Consider the following 19,663-nt stretch of genomic DNA (forward strand, 5'->3'; position numbering starts at 1 on the left):
AGGTTCACCATGAACGACCGCCTCAAGGCCCTGGCCGACGCCGGGGTGTCCATCTGGCTCGACGACCTGTCCCGCGAGCGCCTGGAGACCGGCAACCTCGCCGACCTGGTGAAGAACAGCAACGTGGTGGGTGTGACGTCCAACCCGGCGATCTTCCAGGCCGCGCTGGCCGACGGCGAGCGCTACGACGCCCAGGTGCGCGAGCTGGCCGCGGCCGGTGCCGACGTCGACAGGGCCACCCAGGTCATCACCACCGACGACGTGCGCGAGGCCTGCAAGGTCATGCGCCCCGTCTTCGACGCCACCGACGGCGTCGACGGCCGGGTCTCGATCGAGGTCTCCCCCGGCCTGGCCCACGACACGGCCGAGACGGTCGCCGAGGCCGCCGAGCTGTGGAAGATCGTGGGCGAGCCCAACCTGCTCATCAAGATCCCGGGGACCAAGGAGGGCTGGCCGGCGATCACCGAGACGATCGCGGCGGGCATCTCGGTCAACGTGACGCTGATCTTCGGGCTCGAGCAGTACCGCAACGTGATGGAGGCCTACGTCTCCGGCCTGGAGCAGGCCCTCGCCAACGGCCACGCGCTCGCCGACATCCACTCGGTCGCCTCGTTCTTCGTCTCGCGCGTCGACACCGAGATCGACAAGCGGCTCGAGGCGACGACCGAAGGACCGGGCACCGACCCCGACCTCAAGGGCAAGGCGGGCGTCGCCAACGCCCGGCTGGCGTTCCAGATGTACGAGGAGTTCTTCGCCGGCCCGCGCTGGGAGGCGCTCGAGGCCGAGGGCGCCCGCAAGCAGCGGCCGTTGTGGGCCTCCACGGGCGTGAAGAACCCCGACTACGACGACACGATGTACGTCGTCGACCTCGTCGTCGAGGACACCGTCAACACCATGCCGGAGAAGACCCTCGACGCCGTCGCCGACCACGGCGAGGTGCGGGGCGACCGGGTCCGCCCGTTCTACGACGACGCGCACGCCCACATGGCCGCGCTCGCCGAGGCCGGCATCGACTACGACGACGTGATCGAGGTGCTGATCAAGGAGGGCGTCGACAAGTTCGTCGTCGCCTGGGACGAGCTCCAGACGACCCTGGCCGCGTCGCTCGAGGCCGCGCGCGCATGACGTCCGGGGGGCCGGTGGACCCGACGACGACGCCGGCCTGGGGGCACCTCCAGCAGCTGGCCGACGCGTTCGAGCCGGACCTGCGCGCGGCCGTGACCTCGTCGTGGGTCGCGGACCAGACGGCCACGGCGGGCGACCTGCTCGTCGACCTGTCGAAGAACCTCTGGGACTCCGACGTGGAGGCCGCGCTGCTGCGCCTGGCCGACGAGGTCGACCTCGCCGGACGGCGTACGGCCATGCTCGCCGGTGAGCACATCAACGTCACCGAGGACCGCGCCGTGCTCCACACCGCCCTCCGGCTGCCCGCCGACGCGGCGCTGACGGTCGACGGCCAGGACGTCGTCGCCGACGTGCACGAGGTGCTGGACCGTGTCTACGCCTTCGCGGAGCGCGTGCGCTCCGGCGACTGGACCGGCGTGACCGGCAAGCGGATCGAGACGGTCGTCAACATCGGCATCGGCGGCTCCGACCTAGGCCCGGTGATGGCCTACGAGGCGCTCGAGCCCTACCGCCAGGACGGGCTGACCTGCCGCTTCATCAGCAACATCGACCCGACCGACGCCGGGCAGAAGCTCGCCGGCCTCGACCCCGAGACCACGCTGTTCATCGTCTCCAGCAAGACGTTCGGCACGCTCGAGACCCTGACCAACGCGCGGCTCTGCAAGGCCTGGCTGCTCGACCGGCTGCCGTCGGGGACCGACGCCTCGGCGGCCGTCGTCCAGCACTTCGTCGCGGTCTCGACGGCGCTCGACAAGGTCGCCGACTTCGGCATCGACCCCGCCAACGCCTTCGGCTTCTGGGACTGGGTCGGCGGCCGCTACTCGATGGACTCCGCCATCGGGCTCTCCCTCGTGGTGGCGATCGGGCCGGAGCACTTCGCCGACCTGCTGGCCGGCTTCCACACGATGGACGAGCACTTCCGCACCGCACCCGCCGAGTCCAACGTCCCGATGAAGATGGGCCTGCTCAACGTCTGGTACGTCAACTTCCTCGGTGCCCACACCCACGCCGTCCTCCCCTACGCGCAGCTGCTGCACCGCTTCCCGGCGTACCTCCAGCAGCTCACCATGGAGTCCAACGGCAAGAGCGTGCGGTGGGACGGCGAGGCGGTCGGCCACGACACCGGCGAGGTCTTCTGGGGCGAGCCCGGCACCAACGGCCAGCACGCCTTCTACCAGCTCATCCACCAGGGCACCCGGCTGGTCCCGGCGGACTTCATCGCCTTCGCCAACCCGGCGTACGCCCTGACGGACGGCGACACCGACGTCCACGAGCTGTTCCTGGCCAACTTCTTCGCCCAGACCCGGGCGCTCGCCTTCGGCAAGACCGCCGACGAGGTACGCGCCGAGGGCGTCGCGGAGGACCTGGTCGCAGCCCGGACCTTCCCCGGCAACCGGCCGACCACGTCGATCATGGCCCCCGCCCTCACTCCGAGCGTCCTCGGCCAGCTGGTCGCGCTCTACGAGCACATCACCTTCGTCGAGGGTGCGGTGTGGGGCATCGACAGCTTCGACCAGTGGGGCGTCGAGCTCGGCAAGCAGCTCGCCCAGCAGCTGGGCCCGGCGGTGTCCGGCGACGCGGGCGTCCTCGCCGAGCAGGACCCGTCCACGCAGTCCCTGATCTCCTACTACCAGGAGCACCGAGCCTGATGACCCACGTCAACCCACTCCGCGACCCGCAGGACCGCCGGCTCCCCCGCATCGCGGGTCCGTGCGGGATGGTGCTGTTCGGTGTGACGGGCGACCTCTCGCGCAAGAAGATCATGCCCGCGATCTACGACCTCGCGAACCGCGGCCTCCTGCCGCCGGGCTTCAGCCTCGTGGGCTTCGCACGCCGCGACTGGGCCGACCAGGACTTCGCGCAGATCGTGCACGACGCGGTCCGTGAGCACGCACGTACGCCGTTCCGCGAGGAGGTGTGGAACCAGCTCTCCGAGGGCTTCCGCTTCGTGCCGGGCAACTTCGACGACGACATCGCCTTCGACCAGCTGCGCCGCACCGTCGAGGAGCTCGACCAGCTCCGCGGCACCAACGGCAACATGGCGTTCTACCTCGCCATCCCGCCCGGCTTCTTCGGCACCGTGGTGGGCCAGCTCAAGGAGCACGGGCTCGCCGACCACCGCGAGGACCAGTGGCGGCGGGTGGTCGTGGAGAAGCCGTTCGGGCACGACCTCGAGTCCGCCCGGGAGCTCAACGACATCCTCGCCGGCGTCTTCCCGTCGGGATCGATCTTCCGGATCGACCACTACCTCGGCAAGGAGACGGTGCAGAACATCCTGGCGATGCGCTTCGCCAACAACATGTTCGAGCCGATCTGGAACTCCAACTACGTCGACCACGTGCAGATCACCATGGCCGAGGACATCGGCATCGGCGGCCGCGCCGGCTACTACGACGGCATCGGTGCCGCCCGCGACGTCATCCAGAACCACCTCCTCCAGCTGATGGCGCTGGTCGCGATGGAGGAGCCGATCGCCTTCGACGCCGAGAGCCTGCGCATCGAGAAGCAGAAGGTGCTGGCCTCGACGGTCCTGCCCAAGCGGCTCGACCTGACCACGGCGCGCGGGCAGTACGCCCCCGGCTGGGCGGGCGGCGAGAAGGTCAACGGCTTCCTCGAGGAGGAGGGCATCAAGGCGACGTCCACCACCGAGACGTACGCCGCGATCACGGTGCATTGCGACACCCGTCGCTGGGCCGGGGTGCCGTTCTACCTCCGCACCGGCAAGCGGCTGGGCCGGCGCGTCACGGAGGTGGCGATCGTGTTCAAGCGCGCGCCCCACCTGCCGTTCACGCAGACGGCGACCGAGGACCTCACCCAGAACGCGCTGGTGATCCGGGTGCAGCCCGACGAGGGCATGACGATGCGGTTCGGCTCCAAGGTGCCGGGCACCGCGATGGAGATCCGCGACGTCAACATGGACTTCGCCTACGGCGGCTCCTTCACCGAGGCCAGCGCCGAGGCGTACGAGCGGCTGATCCTCGACGTGCTGCTCGGCGACCCGCCGCTGTTCCCGCGCCACGAGGAGGTCGAGCTGTCCTGGAAGATCCTCGACCCGGTGCTCGAGCACTGGGCGAAGAAGGGCAAGCCCGAGCAGTACGACTCCGGCACCTGGGGGCCTGCGTCCGCCGACGCGATGCTGGCCCGCGAGGGCCGCTCCTGGAGGAGGCCCTGATGATCGAGCTGACCGACACCACCTCGGCCGAGATCGCCGCGGAGTTCGTGCGGGCGCGCACCCGCGCCGGCAGTCCGGCGATGGGCATGGTGATGACCCTGATCATCGTCGCGCCCGAGGAGGACGCCGTCGAGGCGATGCAGGCCGCCAAGCGTGCCTCGCGGGAGCACCCGTCGCGCGTGCTCGGCGTGATCCTCGGCGACGGCCGCGGAGCGCCGCACGTCAACGCCCAGGTCGGCAGTGGCGACGGCTGGGGCGGCGAGACCGCGCTGATCCGGCTCAAGGGCGAGGTCGTCAAGCACGCCGAGTCCGTCGTGCTGCCGCTGCTCCTCCCCGACTCCCCCGTCGCCATCTGGTGGCCCACCTCCGCACCGCCCGAACCGGCCGACGACCCGCTCGGGCGGCTCGCCCAGCGTCGGATCACCGACGCCGCGGCCGTCTCGCGCGGCAAGTCGACCGCGATGCTCAACCAGTGCCGCTCCTACGCCCCCGGCAACACCGACCTGGCGTGGACGCGGCTCACGCCGTGGCGGGCACTGCTGGCGGCCGCGCTGGACCAGCACCCGCTGAAGGTCACGGGCGCCAAGGTGACCGCGGAGAAGATCAGTCCGAGCGCCGACCTGCTCGTCGCCTGGCTGTGCGACCGGCTGAAGGTCGCGGTCGAGCGCGGCACGTCCGCCGGCCCCGGCATCACCGAGGTCACCATGGACACCAAGGAGGGGCCGATCAGCATCTCGCGCTCCGACGGCCGGCTGGCGACCTTCTCCTCGCCCCACCGGCCCGACCGGCCCGTGGCGCTCAAGCGACGCGAGGTCCCGGCCCTGCTCGCCGAGGAGCTGCGCCGCCTCGACGAGGACGACATGTACGCCGCCACCGCAGCCAAGCTGGTCAAGCTCCAGGGCGGGAAGAAGTGAGCGCCTCGGAGGTCCGCCCGTTCCCCAGCCGCGGGGAGCTCGCGACCGACGTCGCCGCCGAGCTGCTCGAGCGGCTCGCCGCCGCCCAGGCGCGTGGCGAGGTGCCCCAGATCGGGCTGACCGGGGGCAGTATCGCCGAGGAGATCCACCGCGCCATCGCCCGCCTCTCCGCCGACTCGGGCGTCGACTGGTCGCGGGTCGTGCTCTGGTGGGGCGACGAGCGGTGGCTGCCGGCCGGCTCCGACGACCGCAACGAGGTGCAGGCCCACCGGGCGTTCATCGACGCCGTCGGTGTCGATCCCGACAACGTGCACGTGATGCCGCCGAGCGACGCGGGGCTCACGCTCGCGGAGGCGGCCGACGCCTACAGCGCGCTCGTGCGCGAGCGTGGCGCGGGCTTCTTCGAGGTGCTGATGCTCGGCATCGGCCCCGACGGGCACGTGGCCTCGCTCTTCCCCGGGCACCCGGCGGCCGTGGTCGCCGACGCGATCGTCGTACCCGTGGAGGAGTCGCCGAAGCCCCCGCCAGAGCGGCTCTCCCTCACCTTCGAGGCGATGGAGCGCAGCAACGCGGTGTGGTTCGTCGCCGCCGGCGCCGACAAGGCCGACGCGATCGCGATGGCGCTGTCCGGCCCGGCCGCCCCCGGCTCCCCGGAGGCCGTCGAGTGCCCCGCCCGGGTGCCCCGCGGCACGGTCGAGACCATCTGGTGGCTCGACGACGCGGCCGCCCCCCAGCGCTGACCGGGCGCTTCCTCCCCGTCCGGACTGCCGAGCGGGCACTTCCTCCCCGTCCCGACTGCCGAGCGGGCACTTCCTCCCCGTCCCGTCACCGCGCGAGGTCGACGTACGCCGTCCGACGGAGGCCTCGGCTCGCCTGCGCCATCAAGAAGCCCCTCCTCAGCCGATCCGCCGCCTCCAGCTCGCGACCGTAGACATCGTCGTTGGTGAAGACGTCGATCTTCCAGACCCGCTCCCGCTCGAGCCACGCGATCCGGGCCTCGTCGTGCTCCTCGGCGTCCTCGCCGTGGAACTCCGCGCCGAAGTACTCGCCGCCGTAGTGGACCTCGGGATCGCCGACGTCGATGCGGTACTTCGGCCGACCTGCGTCGTCGTACACCCAGATCTGGGTCTCGGGCGTGCCGATGTCCGCGTCGTACCAGTGCAGCCGTAGGGCGCTCTCCGGTGGGGACTCCGCCTTCCGGTCGCCGAGCGGCGCGAGGGTCCGCAGCTGCACGACGCCGCGGAAGCCCTTGTAGCGGTCGATCTCGGCGAGCAGCTCGGCGTGGTCGAGTCCCGCCCTCAAGAAGCCGTCGATCGCGGCAAGGGCGTCGAACCGCCACAGGAGCCGTCCGAGGTCGCAGGCAGTCCTCAGCGGCGTGGTGACGCGCAGCCCGTCGAGCACCATCAGGTCTGCTGCCGTGAAGTTCCTGATGCCGCTGTCGATGCCAGGACGCCGAACGCGACTCGCCAGGCTGCTCACCACGTCGAGCGAGGGCATGCGATGGATCGCCGACCGCGGGAGCGCGTCGACCTCGTGGATCCAGGCCGCGGTGCGATCCACGACGATCGCGTGGTCAGGCACCACGAGCTTGAGCGCCGCCACGCGCAGCCTCAGCGAGTCATCGACCTGGGCGGCGACGAACACTCCACGCAGAAGGGGTCTGATGAGCCCGCGCTCGACCAACCTGGCGCGAAGGCTCGCCCCGACTCCGAGACTGTCGGCCTGCCGTGCGGTGAATGGGTGGTCGAGGGGCAGGGGCGCATCGACACCAAGTACGACGGCGTCGCGTGCCCACGTCGGCATGAGATGCATGCGACCACGGTGCCGCCAAGGGCGGGGTCCCCGCTCGCGTCATCCACAGCCCCGGGACATGAAGTGCCCGGTCACCGTCCTGGACGGGGAGGAAGTGCCCGCTCACCGTCCTGGACGGGGAGGAAGCGCCCGCTCACCGTCCTGGACGGGGAGGAAGGGGGGAGGTCAGAAGATGATCTCGCCGGCCTTGCGGCGGCTGCGCAGGAGCGCGACGGCCTCGTCGAGGATGTCGGCCGCCTCGGTCTCGCTGCGACGCTCCTTCACGTAGGCCAGGTGCGTCTTGTAGGGCTCGATCTTCGGCGCCGGGGGCGGGTTCTCGCTGTCCAGGCTGGCCGGGAGGCCGCACTTCGGGCAGTCCCACGAGTCGGGCACGGCGGCCTCGATCGCGAACGTCACCACCGAGCGGTGGTCATGACTGCAGAAGTAGGTGACGGTCTGCCGGGGCGCGGCCTCGCCGCGCTCGGCCTCACCCATGGGGCCAGCCCCGACCCGACTCCCGCGGATCGCGTTTCCTCCACCAGCCACGACAGCTCCTTCTCCCGGGGGACCGGGGGTATCAGTTGCCCCGGTAGGCCATGAGGAGGCCCAGGGCGATGATGCAGGCAAACCAGATGACGCCGACCCCGACCGTGAACCGGTCGAGGTTGCGCTCAGCCACCGACGATCCCCCCAGACTGCTGGACACGCCGCCACCGAACATGTCGGACAGACCGCCGCCACGTCCCTTGTGGAGCAGCACCAGCAGAATCATGATCGCGCTCGCAATGACGAGCAGGATGGTGAAGAGCAGAATCACGAGCGGAAGCCTACGTCACGTCGTCGACGATGCGGTGGGCGCCTCACAGCACGGGCATGTCGTAGAACCGGCAGATGCCGCCGAACTCGTCGACCTGCAGGCTGGCGCCGCCCACCAGGCAGCCGTCGACGTCGGCCTTGTCCATGATCCCGCCGACGTTGGCGGCCTTGACCGACCCGCCGTAGAGCACGCGTAGGCCGTCGGCGGCAGCGTCGCCGTGCACCTCGCGCACCCGGTCACGGATCGCCGCGCAGACCTCCTGCGCGTCGTCCGGGGTGGCCACCTCGCCGGTGCCGATGGCCCACACGGGCTCGTAGGCGACGACCAGGCCGGCGACCTGCTCGGCGGTGAAGCCGTCGAGCGAGCCGTCGAGCTGCGTCAGCGTGAACGGGACGTGCTCCCCCGCCTGGCGTACGTCGAGGCCCTCGCCGACGCACACGATCGGCGTCATGCCGGCCCCCAGGGCCTTGTGGGCCTTGGCGTTGACCAGCTCGTCGCTCTCGTTGTGGTACATCCGGCGCTCGGAGTGGCCGACCACGACGTAGGAGCAGCCCAGCTTCGACAGCATCGCCGCCGAGATCTCGCCGGTGTAGGCGCCGTTGTCGTGCACGGACACGTCCTGCGCGCCGTAGCGGATCGCCAGCCGGTCACCGTCGACGAGCGTCTGCACCGAGCGGATGTCGGTGAACGGCGGCACGACGACCACCTCGACCTTGCCGTAGTCGTGCCGCTTGTCGGACAGCGTCCACGCGAGCTTCTGGACGAGCACCACCGCTTCCTGGTGGTTGAGGTTCATCTTCCAGTTGCCCGCCATCAGCGGAGTGCGCTTCTCAGCCACGTCAGTCCCTCTCGAGTACGGCGATGCCCGGGAGCTCCTTGCCCTCCAGGAACTCCAGCGACGCGCCACCGCCGGTGGAGATGTGGCCGAACGCGGCCTCGTCGAAACCGAGCTTGCGGACGGCCGCTGCCGAGTCGCCGCCACCGACGACGGACAGCCCGTCGACCTCGGTGAGCGCCTGGGCGACCGCACGCGTGCCCTCCGCGAAGGCGTCGACCTCGAACACACCCATCGGGCCGTTCCAGAAGACCGTCTTCGCGTCGCGCAAGGCAGCCGCGAAGGCCTGAGCCGACTCCGGCCCGATGTCCAGGCCGAGGGCGTCGGCCGGGATCTCCGAGGCGGGTACGACGGAGGGCTGGGGCTCCCGGTCGCCCGAGGGGAACGCCGTGTCGACCACGACGTCGGTCGGGAGCAGGATCTCCACCCCGCGGTCCGCGGCCTCGGTGAGGTAGCGGTTGCAGGTGTCGAGCTGGTCCTCCTCGAGCAGGCTCTTGCCGACCTCGTGGCCCTGGGCCTTGAGGAAGGTGAAGACCATGCCGCCGCCGATGAGGAGCTTGTCGGCCTTGTCGATGAGGTTGTCGATGACGCCGAGCTTGTCGGACACCTTCGAGCCGCCCAGCACCACGACGTAGGGGCGCTCGGGGTGCTCGGTGAGCCGGCGGAGCACGTCGACCTCGGCCGCGACCAGCCCGCCCATCGCGGATGGCAGCCGGAGCGCGACGTCGTACACGCTCGCCTGCTTGCGGTGGACCACGCCGAAGCCGTCGGAGACGAAGGCGTCGGCGAGCTGCGCGAGCTGGTCGGCGAACGCGCCCCGGACGTCGTCGTCCTTGCTGGTCTCGCCGTCGTTGAACCGGACGTTCTCCAGCACCGCGACCTCGCCATCGCCGAGGGCGGCGACGGTCTCGGCCGCACTGGCGCCGACGGTGTCGGTGGCGAACGCGACGGGACGCTCGAGGAGCTCGGAGAGCCTCGCGGCGACCGGCTGCAGCGAGTACTTCGGGTCGGGCGAGCCGTCCGGGCGGCCCAGGTGGGCGGTGACGACCACCCGGGCCCCTGCGTCGGACAGCTGCTTGATGGTCGGCACGCTCGCGCGGATCCGGCCGTCGTCGGTGATGGTGGTGCCGTCGAGGGGCACGTTGAGGTCCGAGCGGACCAGGACGCGCTTGCCCGTCAGGTCACCCAGCGAGGTGATGTCGGACATCGAGCTCAGAGCGAGGAGCCGACGTGCGTGATCAGGTCGGCGAGGCGGTTGGAGTAGCCCCACTCGTTGTCGTACCAGCCGAGGACCTTGACCTGGTTGCCGATGACCTTGGTCAACGGCGCGTCGAAGATGCACGAGGCCGGGTCGGTGACGATGTCGGTCGACACCAGCGGGTCGGTGGAGTACTTCAGGAACCGGCCGTCGGCGGCCGCCTTGACGATCTCGTTGACCTCGTCGACGGAGGTCTCGCGCGAGGCCTCGAAGGTGAGGTCGGTCGCCGAGCCGGTCGGGACCGGGACGCGCATGGCGTAGCCGTCGAGCTTGCCCTTGAGCTCGGGCAGCACGAGGCCGATGGCCTTGGCGGCACCGGTCGAGGTCGGGACCATGTTGAGCGCGGCGGCGCGGGCGCGGCGCGGGTCCTTGTGGATGTTGTCCTGCAGGTTCTGGTCGGCGGTGTAGGCGTGGATGGTCGTCATCAGGCCCTTGGTGATGCCGAGGCCGTCGTTGAGCGCCTTGGCCATGGGCGCGAGGCAGTTGGTCGTGCACGAGGCGTTGGAGATGACCGTGTGCGCCGAGGGGTCGTAGAGCTCGTGGTTGACGCCCATCACGATGGTGATGTCCTCGTTGGAGGCGGGCGCGGAGATGATGACCTTCTTGGCGCCGGCGTCGACGTGGGCCTTGGCCTTGGTCGCGTCGGTGAAGAAGCCGGTGGACTCCACGACCACGTCGACACCGAGGTCGCCCCACTTGAGGGCGGACGGGTCGCGCTCGGCGAACGCGGCGATGCTCTGGTCGCCGACCTTGATCGAGGTGTCGTCGCTGGAGACGTCGGCGTCGAGCCGGCCCAGGATCGAGTCGAACTTGAGCAGGTTGGCGAGCGACGCGTTGTCGGTGAGGTCGTTCACGCCGACGATCTCGATGTCGGCGCCCGACGCCCGGACGGCGCGGAAGAAGTTGCGGCCGATGCGGCCGAAGCCGTTGATACCTACGCGGACGGTCATGGGTGCATGTCTCCTTGAGGTGTGGGGCCTTCGGTGACCCCGTGGACAACTGGGCCTTTGGTGACCTGCGTCGACCCTATCGGGTGTCGGCGCCGCCCAGAACCGCAGTCTCCCGCGGTACGGACAGGTAACCTTGGATCGTTCCAAGCCCACGACGAGCGTCACAGGCCGGTAGGCCCGGCGCAAGGGCCGAACGGCCCCCTGTCAGGCCTCGTCGGCGAGCATCTCCGGGGTCAGCGAGGCCTCGGTGTCGGGGATGCCGAGCTCCTCAGCGCGCTTGTCGGCCATGGCGAGCAGCCGCCGGATGCGACCGGCGATGGCGTCCTTGGTGAGGACCGGGTCGTGGAGCTGGCCGAGCTCCTCGAGGGAGGCCTGCTTGTGCTCGAGCCGGAGGTGCCCGGCCTGGCGGAGGTGGTCGGGGATCTCCTCGCCGAGGATCTCCAGCGCCCGCTCGACGCGGGCGCCGGCGGCCACGGCCGCGCGGGCGGAGCGACGCAGGTTGGCGTCGTCGAAGTTGGCCAGCCGGTTGGCGGTGGCACGGACCTCGCGCCGCATCCGGCGCTCCTCCCACGCCATCAGCGACTCGTGCGCGCCCAGGCGCGTCAGCAGCGCACCGATGGCGTCGCCGTCGCGGATCACCACGCGGTCGACGCCGCGGACCTCGCGCGCCTTGGCGGAGATCCCCAGGCGCCGGGCCACGCCGACGATCGCGAGGGCGGCCTCCGGGCCGGGGCAGGTGATCTCGAGCGAGGACGACCGGCCGGGCTCGGTGAGCGAGCCGTGGGCGAGGAAGGCGCCGCGCCACGCCGCGACGGCGTCGCAGCCGCCGCCGCTCACCACGGCCGGCGGGAGCCCGCGGACCGGGCGACCGCGCTGGTCGAGCAGGCCGGTCTGGCGGGCCAGGGCCTCGCCGTCCTTCGTCACCCGCACGATGTAGCGGCTGCCCTTGCGGATGCCGTTGCCCTGCACCATCACCACGTCGGAGGGGTGTCCGTAGACCTCGGAGATGTCCTTGCGCAGCCGCCGCGCAGCGGCGCCGGTGTCGAGCTCGGCCTCGACGACGATGCGACCGCTCACGATGTGGAGGCCGCCCGCGAAGCGGAGCATGGAGGCAACCTCGGCCTTCCGGCAGCAGGTCTTGGTGATCTGGGTGGAGGCGAGCTCTGCCTTCACCTGTGCCGTCATTGCCATGGTCGGAATCCTGCCATGCGGGTCAACGACCCTCAGCCGCTTCCCTCCACGATCTTGCGGAACGCCGCGGCCAGCCGCTCGGGATCGTGACGAGGCTCACCGGGGACCGCGATGTCCTCGACGACCAGGCGTGCGCCCCGGTCTCCGACGACCTTGGCGAGCTGCTCGCGGTCCTCGCCCACCGAGGTGGCGTCGACGAGCACGGCGTGCACGGTGAGGTCGGGGGCGTGCTCGAAGAGGGCCGCGAGGTGGTCCTCGGGCCCGAAGCCGGTGGTCTCCCCCGCCTGCGCCTCGAGGTTGAGCACCACGACCAGCCGACCCTCGGTCTCGGCGAGGGCGCGCCGCAGGCCGGGCACCATCAGGTGCGGGATGACCGAGGTGAACCACGAGCCGGGACCGAGCACCACCCACTCGGCGGAGCGGATCGCCTCGACGGCCTCCGCGCACGCCTCCGGGTCCTCCGGCACGAGGGCCACGGACTCGATCTGGCCTGCGCTGGTCGCCACCTCGACCTGACCGCGTACGACGGCGACGCCCGAGGGGTCGGCCGGGTCGGCGCCCCGGATCCGGGCGGTGATGTCCATGGGCGTGGTCGCCATCGGCAGCACCCGACCGTGGGCGCCGAGCAGCCGCCCCATCCAGTCGAGCGCGCGGACGTGGTCGCCCATCAGCTCCCAGAGCGAGACGATCAGCAGGTTGCCGGTGACGTGCCCCCGCATCTCGCCGTCGCCGGCGAACCGGTGCTGGACGACGTCGGCCCAGGTGCGGCCCCACTCGTCGTCGCCGCACAGCGCGGCCAGCGCCATCCGGAGGTCTCCCGGCGGCAGCACGCCGAACTCGCCCCGCAGGCGCCCGGACGAGCCGCCGTTGTCGGCGACGGTGACGACGGCCGTGAGGTCGTCGATGGTGAGGTCGTCGTGGAGGCGCCGCAGCGCCGACAGGGTGGCCGCGAGGCCGTGCCCCCCACCGAGTGCGACCGCGGCCTGCGCGGTGTGGCGCGCCACGTCACTCCCTGCCGAGGTCGCGGTGGGCGGTGCTGACGTCGTGCCCGGCCTCGCGCAGCAGCCCGGCGATCGCCTCGGTCATCGCCACGCTGCGGTGCTTGCCGCCCGTGCAGCCCACGGCGACCTGCATGAAGCGCTTGCCCTCCTCCATGTACCCCTGCGCCACGGTCGTGAGGACCGGGAGGTACTGCTCGAGGAAGGTCCCGGCACCCGGCTGCGAGAGGACGTACGCCGACACCTCGGGGTCGCGGCCGTTCTGCGGGCGCAGCTCGGGCACCCAGTGCGGGTTGGGCAGGAACCGCATGTCGGCGACCCAGTCGGCGTCGACGGGGATGCCGTACTTGAAGCCGAAGCTGATCACGGTCACCTTGAGCCGCGTCGAGGCCTCGGTGCCGAACAACGAGGCGATCCGGTCCTGCAGCTGGTGGACGTTGAAGTTCGTCGTGTCGAGCAGCACGTCGGCGTCACCGCGGATGTCGGCCATCACGTCGCGCTCGCGCTGCAGGCCGTGGAGCAGCCGGCCGCCGGCCTGGAGGGGGTGCGGGCGGCGGGCCGCCTCCTGGCGCCGGACGAGCACCTCGTCACTGGCCTCGAGGAAGAGCAGCGTCGTGGGCCGCCCCGTCACCGGCTGGTGGCGGTTGGCCTGGAGCGAGTCGAAGAACGACCCCGAGCGCACGTCGACCACCACGGCGATCGGCTGGTGGATGCCGCGGCTGTCGTCGACGAGCCGGACCACGTCGCGGACCAGGGTCGGCGGGAGGTTGTCGACGACGAAGAAGCCGAGGTCCTCCAGCTCCTTGGCCGCGGTGCTGCGCCCGGCCCCGGTCATGCCCGTGACGATGACCAGCTCGCCGGGAGCCTGCTCGGTGAGCGACATGCTCAGTCCTCCTCGATGATCTCGCCCGTCGCGGTGTTGACCGTCGGCGCCTTGGCAGAAGTCTTGCGGGTCGCGTCGGCCTTCGCGACCGCGTCCTTGATCGCGGTCGCGGTGCGGGGCCCGATGCCCGGCACCAGCGCGATCTGGTCGACCTCCGCCTCGCGCAGCTTCTTCAGCGAGCCGAAGTGCTTGAGGAGGGTCTTGCGACGCACCTCGCCGAGCCCGGGCACGTCGTCGAGGGCGCTCTCGACCATCGACTTGGAGCGGCGGTTGCGGTGGTGGGTGATCGCGAAGCGGTGGGCCTCGTCGCGGATCCGCTGGAGGAGGTAGAGGCCCTCGCTGGTGCGGGCCATGATCACCGGGTCCTCCTCCCCCGGCAGCCAGACCTCCTCGAGCCGCTTGGCCAGGCCGCAGACCGGGATGTCGTTCACGCCGAGGTCGGCCAGCGCCTGCTCGGCGGCGGCCACCTGCGGCGGGCCGCCGTCGACGACGACGAGCGACGGTGCGTAGGCGAACTTCCGGGGCCGCCCGGTCTCCGGGTCGACGAGCATCGGGCCGGAGTCGGTAGAGACCGTCTCGCTCCGCGCCTGTTCGTCGAGCAGTCGCCGGAACCGCCGGGTGATCACCTCGTGCATCGAGGCCACGTCGTTCTGGCCGTCGACGCCGCGGATCACGAAGCGGCGGTACTCGGACTTGCGCGCGAGGCCGTCCTCGAAGACGACCATCGAGGCGACCACCTCGGTGCCCTGGAGGTTGGAGACGTCGTAGCACTCGATGCGCAGCGGCACCTCGTCGAGCGAGAGCGACTGCTGGATCTCCTCCAGCGCGCGGTTGCGGGTCGTCAGGTCGCTGGCGCGCTTGGTCTTGTGGAGCGCGAGCGCCTGTGCGGCGTTGGTGGCGACCGTCTGCTGCAGGTCGCGCTTGTCGCCGCGCTGGGGCACCCGGATGGCGACCTTGCTCCCCCGCCGCTCGGTGAGCAGCTCCTCGAGCACGCCGGAGTCCGGCGGCAGCGCGGGCACCAGCACCTCGCGCGGGATCGAGTCGCTCTCCCCTCCGTAGAGCTGGAGCACGAAGTCCTGGACGAGCTCAGGCGTGCCGCCCTCGTCGGTGCGGTCGGCGACCCAGCCGCGCTGGCCGCGGATCCGGCCGCCGCGGACGTAGAAGATCTGCACGGCGACCTCGAGCGGGTCCTCGGCGAGGGCGATCACGTCGGCGTCGGTGCCGTCGCCGAGCACGACGGCCTGCTTCTCCAGGGCCTTGTTGAGGGCGCCGAGGTCGTCGCGCAGCCGGGCGGCCTTCTCGAAGTCGAGCGCCTCGGAGGCGGCGTACATCTCCTTCTCGATGCGCCGGGTGAAGGCGGCGGTGTTGCCGGCCATGAAGTCGCAGAAGTCGTCGACGATCTCGCGGTGCTGCTCGGGCGTGACGCTGCCGACGCAGGGGGCGGAGCACTTGTCGATGTAGCCCAGCAGGCACGGCCGCCCGATCTGCGAGGACCGCTTGAAGACGCCGTTGCTGCACGAGCGCATCGGGAAGACGCGCAGCAACAGGTCGACGGTCTCGCGGATCGCCCAGGCGTGGCTGTAGGGGCCGAAGTAGCGGGTGCCCTTGCGCTTGGCGCCGCGCCCGACCATGACCCGCGGGAACTCCTCGCCGACCGTCACCGCGAGCCACGGGTAGGACTTGTCGTCGCGGTACTTCACGTTGAACCGCGGGTCGAACTCCTTGATCCAGCTGTACTCCAGCTGGAGGGCCTCGACCTCGGTGTCGACGACGGTCCACTCGACGCTCGCGCCGGTGGTCACCATCGTGGCCGTGCGCGGGTGGAGGTTGCCGATGTCCTGGAAGTACGACGACAGCCGCGGGCGCAGGCTCTTGGCCTTGCCGACGTAGATCACGCGGCCCTTGGCGTCGCGGAAGCGGTAGACCCCCGGCTTGGTCGGGATCGACCCCGGTGCGGGTCGATAAGAGCTCGGCGTGGCCACCCGCCAACCCTACGGGCGGCCCCCGACACCGACGTGCGGGTGGGGGCCGCCCGGTCGGGCGTCAGCTCACTTCTTCACCTTCGTGGGCTTCGACTTCGCCGAGGCCTTGACGAACGCCTTCTTCTTGCCGGTCACCTTGACCACGAGCTTCTTGCCGCGCATCGACCGGGTGATGCGCAGCTTCTTGGAGGTCGCTCCCCGGATCTTCTTCTTGCCGATGAACCACTGGTAGGAGAACTTCGTCCCGTTGGTCCAGCCCTTCGCGCGCGCCGTGACGCGCTTGCCGACCTTCACCTTGCCGCTGATCGTCGGGCGCTTGGTGACCAGGCGGCCGATCCGGATCTTGCCGGTCGCCTCCGACCTGGCGTACGACGTGGTGGCGTAGCCGGCGGCGCGGGGGTACTCGGTGACCTGGATCTTCTTGCCCTTGTCCTTCGACGTCAGGCGGTAGGTGCTGGCCGTGGCGCCCTTGATGGCGTTGCCGTTGCGGGTCCACTGGTAGACGGTCGTGTAGCCGGCCGGCTTCTCGTTGTAGTAGTTCACCCAGTCCAGGCCCAGCGCGGTGAGGGTGCCGCCGACGCGCGTGCTGCCCGTGATCTCGGGGTAGCGGCGGGTGCCGTTGGCGTACCAGGCGGCCGGCGCGACGGTCTGCGGCGCGGAGGTGCGCGAGACCGGGTCGTAGCCGGGGGCGTACGCCGTCACGGTGACGCTGAGCGCCCCGCCCGCCATCGCGGCGGTGGGCCGGAAGGTCGCGTCCTCCGCACCGGGGACGGGCTGGCCGTTGAACAGCCACTGGTAGCGGTAGCCACCCGGGGCCGGGGTGAAGCCGGAGCCGCTGGCCGTCACGTCGCGCAGCGCGGTGGGCGCGGACATGCCGGCGGTGCCGCCGGACACGGTGCCCGCGGCAGGACCGCGGGTGATCGTCACGGTGCTGCCGTTGCCGGCGACCTTGAACCGCCCGCTGCCGTTGGACCAGGCCTCGCCGCCGGTCAGCACGCCGTCGTTGCCGGGCACCGGCATGAGGAAGGCGCCGCTGGACTCGTTCTCGCGGGTGACGGTGAGGCCGGTGAGGTAGTTCTGGCCGTACTTGCCGCTCGTGTAGTTGCAGGAGCCGGAGACGTAGCAGGTGCCGGCGTCGTTGCCGGCGCCGGTGCGGTAGTCGACGAACATCCGGCGGCCGTTGTCCGGGTCGATGAAGACGACGCCGCGTAGGCCGGCGGTCGCGGACCGTGCGGCGAGCGCCCAGGAGCCGCCCGCGCTGCCGTCGACCGTCTCGCCGGCCCCGATGATCCCCTGCTCCCAGCGGTAGACCGTGCCGAGGACGGGGCTGCTGTACTGGTCGGGCCCCGCACCCATGACCTCGTAGACGTCGCCGTACTCGGCGGCGGTGTTGTTGGCGTGCTGCAGGCCGAGGTTGTGGCCGAACTCGTGGTCGAGCGTCGGCTGCGGCTGGGGCCGCGCGTCGATGATGACCGGGCCGCCGTTGGCGAACGTGCTGCCGATCCGACCGCGGCCGCTGGTCGTTCCGCCGCAGCCGTTGGGCACGACCACGACGAGGTGGTTGGCCGTGTTGCCCGAGAAGTCGACGCCCGGGAAGGCGGCACTCCCCACCGCCTGGACGATCGCGCCGAAGCTGGCGCCGCCGTTGCCGAGCCCGCAGTCGCTCGGCGAGCCGGCGCTCGACGCGACGGGCACCACGCCGGTGGCGCGGGTCCAGGACGGGACCTGGCCGCTGGACTCCCGCACCCAGTAGGCCTGCGAGGCGTCGACGGTCGCGAGGATCTGGGCGTCGGTCAGACCGATCGCGCCGAAGTTGGTCACCTTGGCGACGTACGTCGTGTGGTTGGTCGGGCCGGGCGACGGCGCCGGCGCGGACGTGCGGGCGGAGACGACCTTCATCGGCGTGCCGGACGTCGCCGCACGCCGCAGCGTGGTGGCGCGCATCGAGCCGGTCAGCCGCGCACCCGAGCCGGTGCCCGGGACGGCGACGGTGCCGGCGAAGGCCGACAGCGGCTCGGCGGTGAACCCGTCGGCCAGCTCGATGGTGCGGCCCGACGGCAGCAGCAGGGAGTAGCGGTCGGCGTCCCCGTCCTCGCCAGCGGTCACCAGGACGGTGCCCGAGACCTCCACCGTGTTGCGCGCCGCGCCCGACGGGGCGGCCGCGCCGCCCTGCGTGGGTGTCAGCAGCGCGGCCGTGACGGCTGCTGCCGTCGCTACCGTGACCCGTGCCCGAACAGCCTTCAACGACATGTGGTGCTCCCCCTGCGCCGTGCCCCCGTCCGGGGCGTCCGGGGAGCATTGTGTCCCACGAGCTGCCGCCTCACACCTACGGATCGGTCGACGGGCGGGGCGAGCACCGGTGCGGCGGCCGGCTCTTCCGGTGACGCCGGCTAGTAGAGGAGCTCGACCGCCTGCAGCTGCGCCCACTGCGTGAGGTAGGTCCACCAGCCCAGCAGCATCGCGATCCCGATCCCCACCATCACCACGCCCGCGACGACGTTGACGGCGCGGCGGTGGTTGCTGATCAGCCGGAAGGCCCGCAGAGCGACGTGCCACACGAGCGCTGCGGCGAGGAACGGCAACCCGAAGCCGACCGTGTAGACGGCGAGCAGCAGCCCGCCCTGGACCGGGGAGGTCGAGGACGAGGCCATCGTCAGGATGGCGCCCAGCACGGGGCCGACGCACGGGAGCCACACCACGGCGAACATCGCCCCGAGGACGGGGGCGAAGCCGAGCCCCACCCCGGGGAGCCGTCGCACGGGGATGACCCGGCTGGGCGACGGCACGAGGCCCAGGAAGACCACTCCGGAAGCGATCATCAGCAGCCCCAGGACGATCGTGAACGAGTCCATGTGGCGCCAGGTGAACCAGCCCAGGCTCCCGGCGGCCACGCCCAGCGCCACGAACACGACGCCGAAGCCGGACACGAACAGCACGGCGCCGGTCAGCATCCGCGACCGCTTGACCGCGCCGTCCGCGATGTCGGTCACGGCGAGGCCGGTGGCGTACGACAGGTAGGCGGGCACCAGCGGCAGGATGCACGGGGAGAAGAACGACACGATGCCCGCGAGCAGCGCGAGAGGTGTCGCCACCACGAGATTGTCGCTGATGTCGTCCTCCTGCCGCTCACACCCGGCCACGTTCATCGTCCGTACGCCGGGCTCGAAGGTGGCGCGGCACCCGCCGCGCGACCTCCCCAGATCGTAGTCGCGCCAGGGCCCAGGGCACGAAGCGGGACGAGGTCAGGCCCGGGAGATCGAGTCCCCGTCCACCGAGATCTCGACTGCCTCCAACGCTGTCGTGGCCGGGCCGGCCAGTGGGGAGCCGTCGTCCAGGGAGAACTTGCTGCTGTGGCACGGACACGGGATGTCGCCCTCCGTGCTCGACTCGACCAAGCAGCCGCGGTGGGTGCACACCGCGGTGAAGGCCTTGAAGTCGCCCTCGCTCGGCTGCGTCACCACGACCTTGGCGCCGGACACCACGAAGCAGCCCCCGACCGGCACGTCGGCGGCCGACGCGAGCACCTCGCCGCTGGTGCCGCCGCCGCCATTGTCGCCGCCAGCGCTGTCCCCGCTGTCACCCGACCCGGTGTCGTCGGAGCCTGAGGAGTCCTCGGCGTTGGAGCTGTCCGAGCCGCACGCGGCGAGGACCGGCACCCCCACAGCGATCGCAGCGGAACCGGACAGGGCACGACGTCTGTTGATCGCTGTCATGGCTCGGACAGTAGCCAGCGGTCCTGAGAGGACC

At 71.3% G+C, this 19,663-nt stretch carries 18 protein-coding genes; 5 read left to right on the top strand and 13 right to left on the bottom strand.

Going from position 1 to position 19,663, the window contains the following annotated elements; translation table 11 throughout:
- Window positions 1-9: 9 nt before the first annotated feature.
- The 5 genes from tal to pgl are packed head-to-tail and all read left to right on the top strand — an operon-like array spanning window position 10 to window position 5,951.
- The gene (tal, locus tag ACE3QY_RS21850; RefSeq protein WP_374458177.1) at window positions 10-1,125 is read left to right on the top strand and encodes a transaldolase; all 1,116 of its coding nucleotides are present in this window, start codon (window positions 10-12) and stop codon (window positions 1,123-1,125) included.
- Window positions 1,122-2,774: a glucose-6-phosphate isomerase gene (pgi, locus tag ACE3QY_RS21855; RefSeq protein ID WP_374458178.1), complete on the top strand. Its 1,653-nt coding sequence runs from the start codon at window positions 1,122-1,124 to the stop codon at window positions 2,772-2,774. Before tal ends, pgi begins: the two co-directional genes overlap by 4 nt.
- A complete protein-coding gene (gene zwf, locus ACE3QY_RS21860) occupies window positions 2,774-4,297 on the top strand; it encodes a glucose-6-phosphate dehydrogenase (protein ID WP_374458179.1) in 1,524 nt (507 codons plus the stop codon). The genes pgi and zwf overlap by 1 nt, the downstream gene beginning before the upstream one ends.
- Window positions 4,297-5,211, top strand: coding sequence for a glucose-6-phosphate dehydrogenase assembly protein OpcA (locus tag ACE3QY_RS21865; RefSeq protein ID WP_374458180.1), 915 nt, complete (start codon window positions 4,297-4,299; stop codon window positions 5,209-5,211). Before zwf ends, ACE3QY_RS21865 begins: the two co-directional genes overlap by 1 nt.
- Entirely contained in the window at window positions 5,208-5,951 is a 744-nt protein-coding gene (gene pgl, locus ACE3QY_RS21870; protein ID WP_374458181.1) for a 6-phosphogluconolactonase, read from the top strand. Before ACE3QY_RS21865 ends, pgl begins: the two co-directional genes overlap by 4 nt.
- An 85-nt stretch (window positions 5,952-6,036) precedes the next feature.
- Here the strand turns inward: pgl and ACE3QY_RS21875 are convergent, their stop codons facing one another.
- The 13 genes from ACE3QY_RS21875 to ACE3QY_RS21935 all read right to left on the bottom strand — a co-directional run bounded on the left by ACE3QY_RS21875 (window position 6,037) and on the right by ACE3QY_RS21935 (window position 19,629).
- On the bottom strand, window positions 6,037-6,855 hold the full coding sequence (locus ACE3QY_RS21875; RefSeq protein WP_374458182.1) for a hypothetical protein: 819 nt from the start codon (window positions 6,853-6,855) through the stop codon (window positions 6,037-6,039).
- Window positions 6,856-7,188: 333 nt separating this feature from the next.
- Window positions 7,189-7,548 carry an RNA polymerase-binding protein RbpA gene (locus ACE3QY_RS21880; protein WP_082550702.1) on the bottom strand — a complete coding sequence of 120 codons (360 nt, stop codon included), beginning with the start codon at window positions 7,546-7,548 and terminating at the stop codon, window positions 7,189-7,191.
- Between the two features lie 31 nt (window positions 7,549-7,579).
- A complete protein-coding gene (gene secG / locus ACE3QY_RS21885) occupies window positions 7,580-7,819 on the bottom strand; it encodes a preprotein translocase subunit SecG (protein WP_374458183.1) in 240 nt (79 codons plus the stop codon).
- A gap of 43 nt (window positions 7,820-7,862) precedes the next feature.
- Window positions 7,863-8,633, bottom strand: coding sequence for a triose-phosphate isomerase (tpiA, locus tag ACE3QY_RS21890; RefSeq protein WP_374458203.1), 771 nt, complete (start codon window positions 8,631-8,633; stop codon window positions 7,863-7,865).
- 25 nt (window positions 8,634-8,658) lie between these two features.
- Window positions 8,659-9,861 (bottom strand): phosphoglycerate kinase, encoded by a 1,203-nt coding sequence (pgk, locus tag ACE3QY_RS21895; RefSeq protein WP_374458184.1) that lies wholly within the window; start codon window positions 9,859-9,861, stop codon window positions 8,659-8,661.
- A gap of 5 nt (window positions 9,862-9,866) precedes the next feature.
- Window positions 9,867-10,862, bottom strand: a complete 996-nt coding sequence (gap, locus tag ACE3QY_RS21900; RefSeq protein WP_374458185.1) for a type I glyceraldehyde-3-phosphate dehydrogenase — start codon at window positions 10,860-10,862, stop codon at window positions 9,867-9,869.
- 204 nt (window positions 10,863-11,066) lie between these two features.
- On the bottom strand, window positions 11,067-12,053 hold the full coding sequence (whiA, locus tag ACE3QY_RS21905) for a DNA-binding protein WhiA (RefSeq protein ID WP_374458186.1): 987 nt from the start codon (window positions 12,051-12,053) through the stop codon (window positions 11,067-11,069).
- A gap of 32 nt (window positions 12,054-12,085) precedes the next feature.
- Window positions 12,086-13,057: a uridine diphosphate-N-acetylglucosamine-binding protein YvcK gene (gene yvcK, locus ACE3QY_RS21910; protein WP_374458187.1), complete on the bottom strand. Its 972-nt coding sequence runs from the start codon at window positions 13,055-13,057 to the stop codon at window positions 12,086-12,088.
- Between the two features lies 1 nt (window position 13,058).
- Complete coding sequence (rapZ, locus tag ACE3QY_RS21915; protein ID WP_374458188.1) at window positions 13,059-13,934, bottom strand: RNase adapter RapZ; 876 nt, start codon at window positions 13,932-13,934, stop codon at window positions 13,059-13,061.
- A gap of 2 nt (window positions 13,935-13,936) precedes the next feature.
- Window positions 13,937-15,916, bottom strand: coding sequence for an excinuclease ABC subunit UvrC (gene uvrC / locus ACE3QY_RS21920; protein WP_374458189.1), 1,980 nt, complete (start codon window positions 15,914-15,916; stop codon window positions 13,937-13,939).
- 66 nt (window positions 15,917-15,982) lie between these two features.
- A complete protein-coding gene (locus tag ACE3QY_RS21925) occupies window positions 15,983-18,166 on the bottom strand; it encodes a hypothetical protein (RefSeq protein ID WP_374458190.1) in 2,184 nt (727 codons plus the stop codon).
- A gap of 140 nt (window positions 18,167-18,306) precedes the next feature.
- A complete protein-coding gene (locus tag ACE3QY_RS21930; protein WP_374458191.1) occupies window positions 18,307-19,008 on the bottom strand; it encodes a cytochrome c biogenesis CcdA family protein in 702 nt (233 codons plus the stop codon).
- Between the two features lie 150 nt (window positions 19,009-19,158).
- Window positions 19,159-19,629: a Rieske 2Fe-2S domain-containing protein gene (locus ACE3QY_RS21935; RefSeq protein ID WP_374458192.1), complete on the bottom strand. Its 471-nt coding sequence runs from the start codon at window positions 19,627-19,629 to the stop codon at window positions 19,159-19,161.
- Window positions 19,630-19,663: the final 34 nt, after the last annotated feature.

The sequence above is a fragment of the Nocardioides sp. genome (assembly GCF_041913365.1).
In the GTDB taxonomy this organism is placed as follows: domain Bacteria; phylum Actinomycetota; class Actinomycetes; order Propionibacteriales; family Nocardioidaceae; genus Nocardioides.

Bases quoted from the DNA above. Each gene is read 5' to 3' on its own strand.
- rapZ (WP_374458188.1), bottom strand. From the start codon at position 13,934: ATGTCGCTCACCGAGCAGGCTCCCGGCGAGCTGGTCATCGTCACGGGC.
- ACE3QY_RS21935 (WP_374458192.1), bottom strand. From the start codon at position 19,629: ATGACAGCGATCAACAGACGTCGTGCCCTGTCCGGTTCCGCTGCGATC.
- whiA (WP_374458186.1), bottom strand. From the start codon at position 12,053: ATGGCAATGACGGCACAGGTGAAGGCAGAGCTCGCCTCCACCCAGATC.
- ACE3QY_RS21865 (WP_374458180.1), top strand. From the start codon at position 4,297: ATGATCGAGCTGACCGACACCACCTCGGCCGAGATCGCCGCGGAGTTC.
- tal (WP_374458177.1), top strand. From the start codon at position 10: ATGAACGACCGCCTCAAGGCCCTGGCCGACGCCGGGGTGTCCATCTGG.
- pgk (WP_374458184.1), bottom strand. From the start codon at position 9,861: ATGTCCGACATCACCTCGCTGGGTGACCTGACGGGCAAGCGCGTCCTG.
- gap (WP_374458185.1), bottom strand. From the start codon at position 10,862: ATGACCGTCCGCGTAGGTATCAACGGCTTCGGCCGCATCGGCCGCAAC.
- zwf (WP_374458179.1), top strand. From the start codon at position 2,774: ATGACCCACGTCAACCCACTCCGCGACCCGCAGGACCGCCGGCTCCCC.
- tpiA (WP_374458203.1), bottom strand. From the start codon at position 8,633: ATGGCGGGCAACTGGAAGATGAACCTCAACCACCAGGAAGCGGTGGTG.
- ACE3QY_RS21925 (WP_374458190.1), bottom strand. From the start codon at position 18,166: ATGTCGTTGAAGGCTGTTCGGGCACGGGTCACGGTAGCGACGGCAGCA.
- pgi (WP_374458178.1), top strand. From the start codon at position 1,122: ATGACGTCCGGGGGGCCGGTGGACCCGACGACGACGCCGGCCTGGGGG.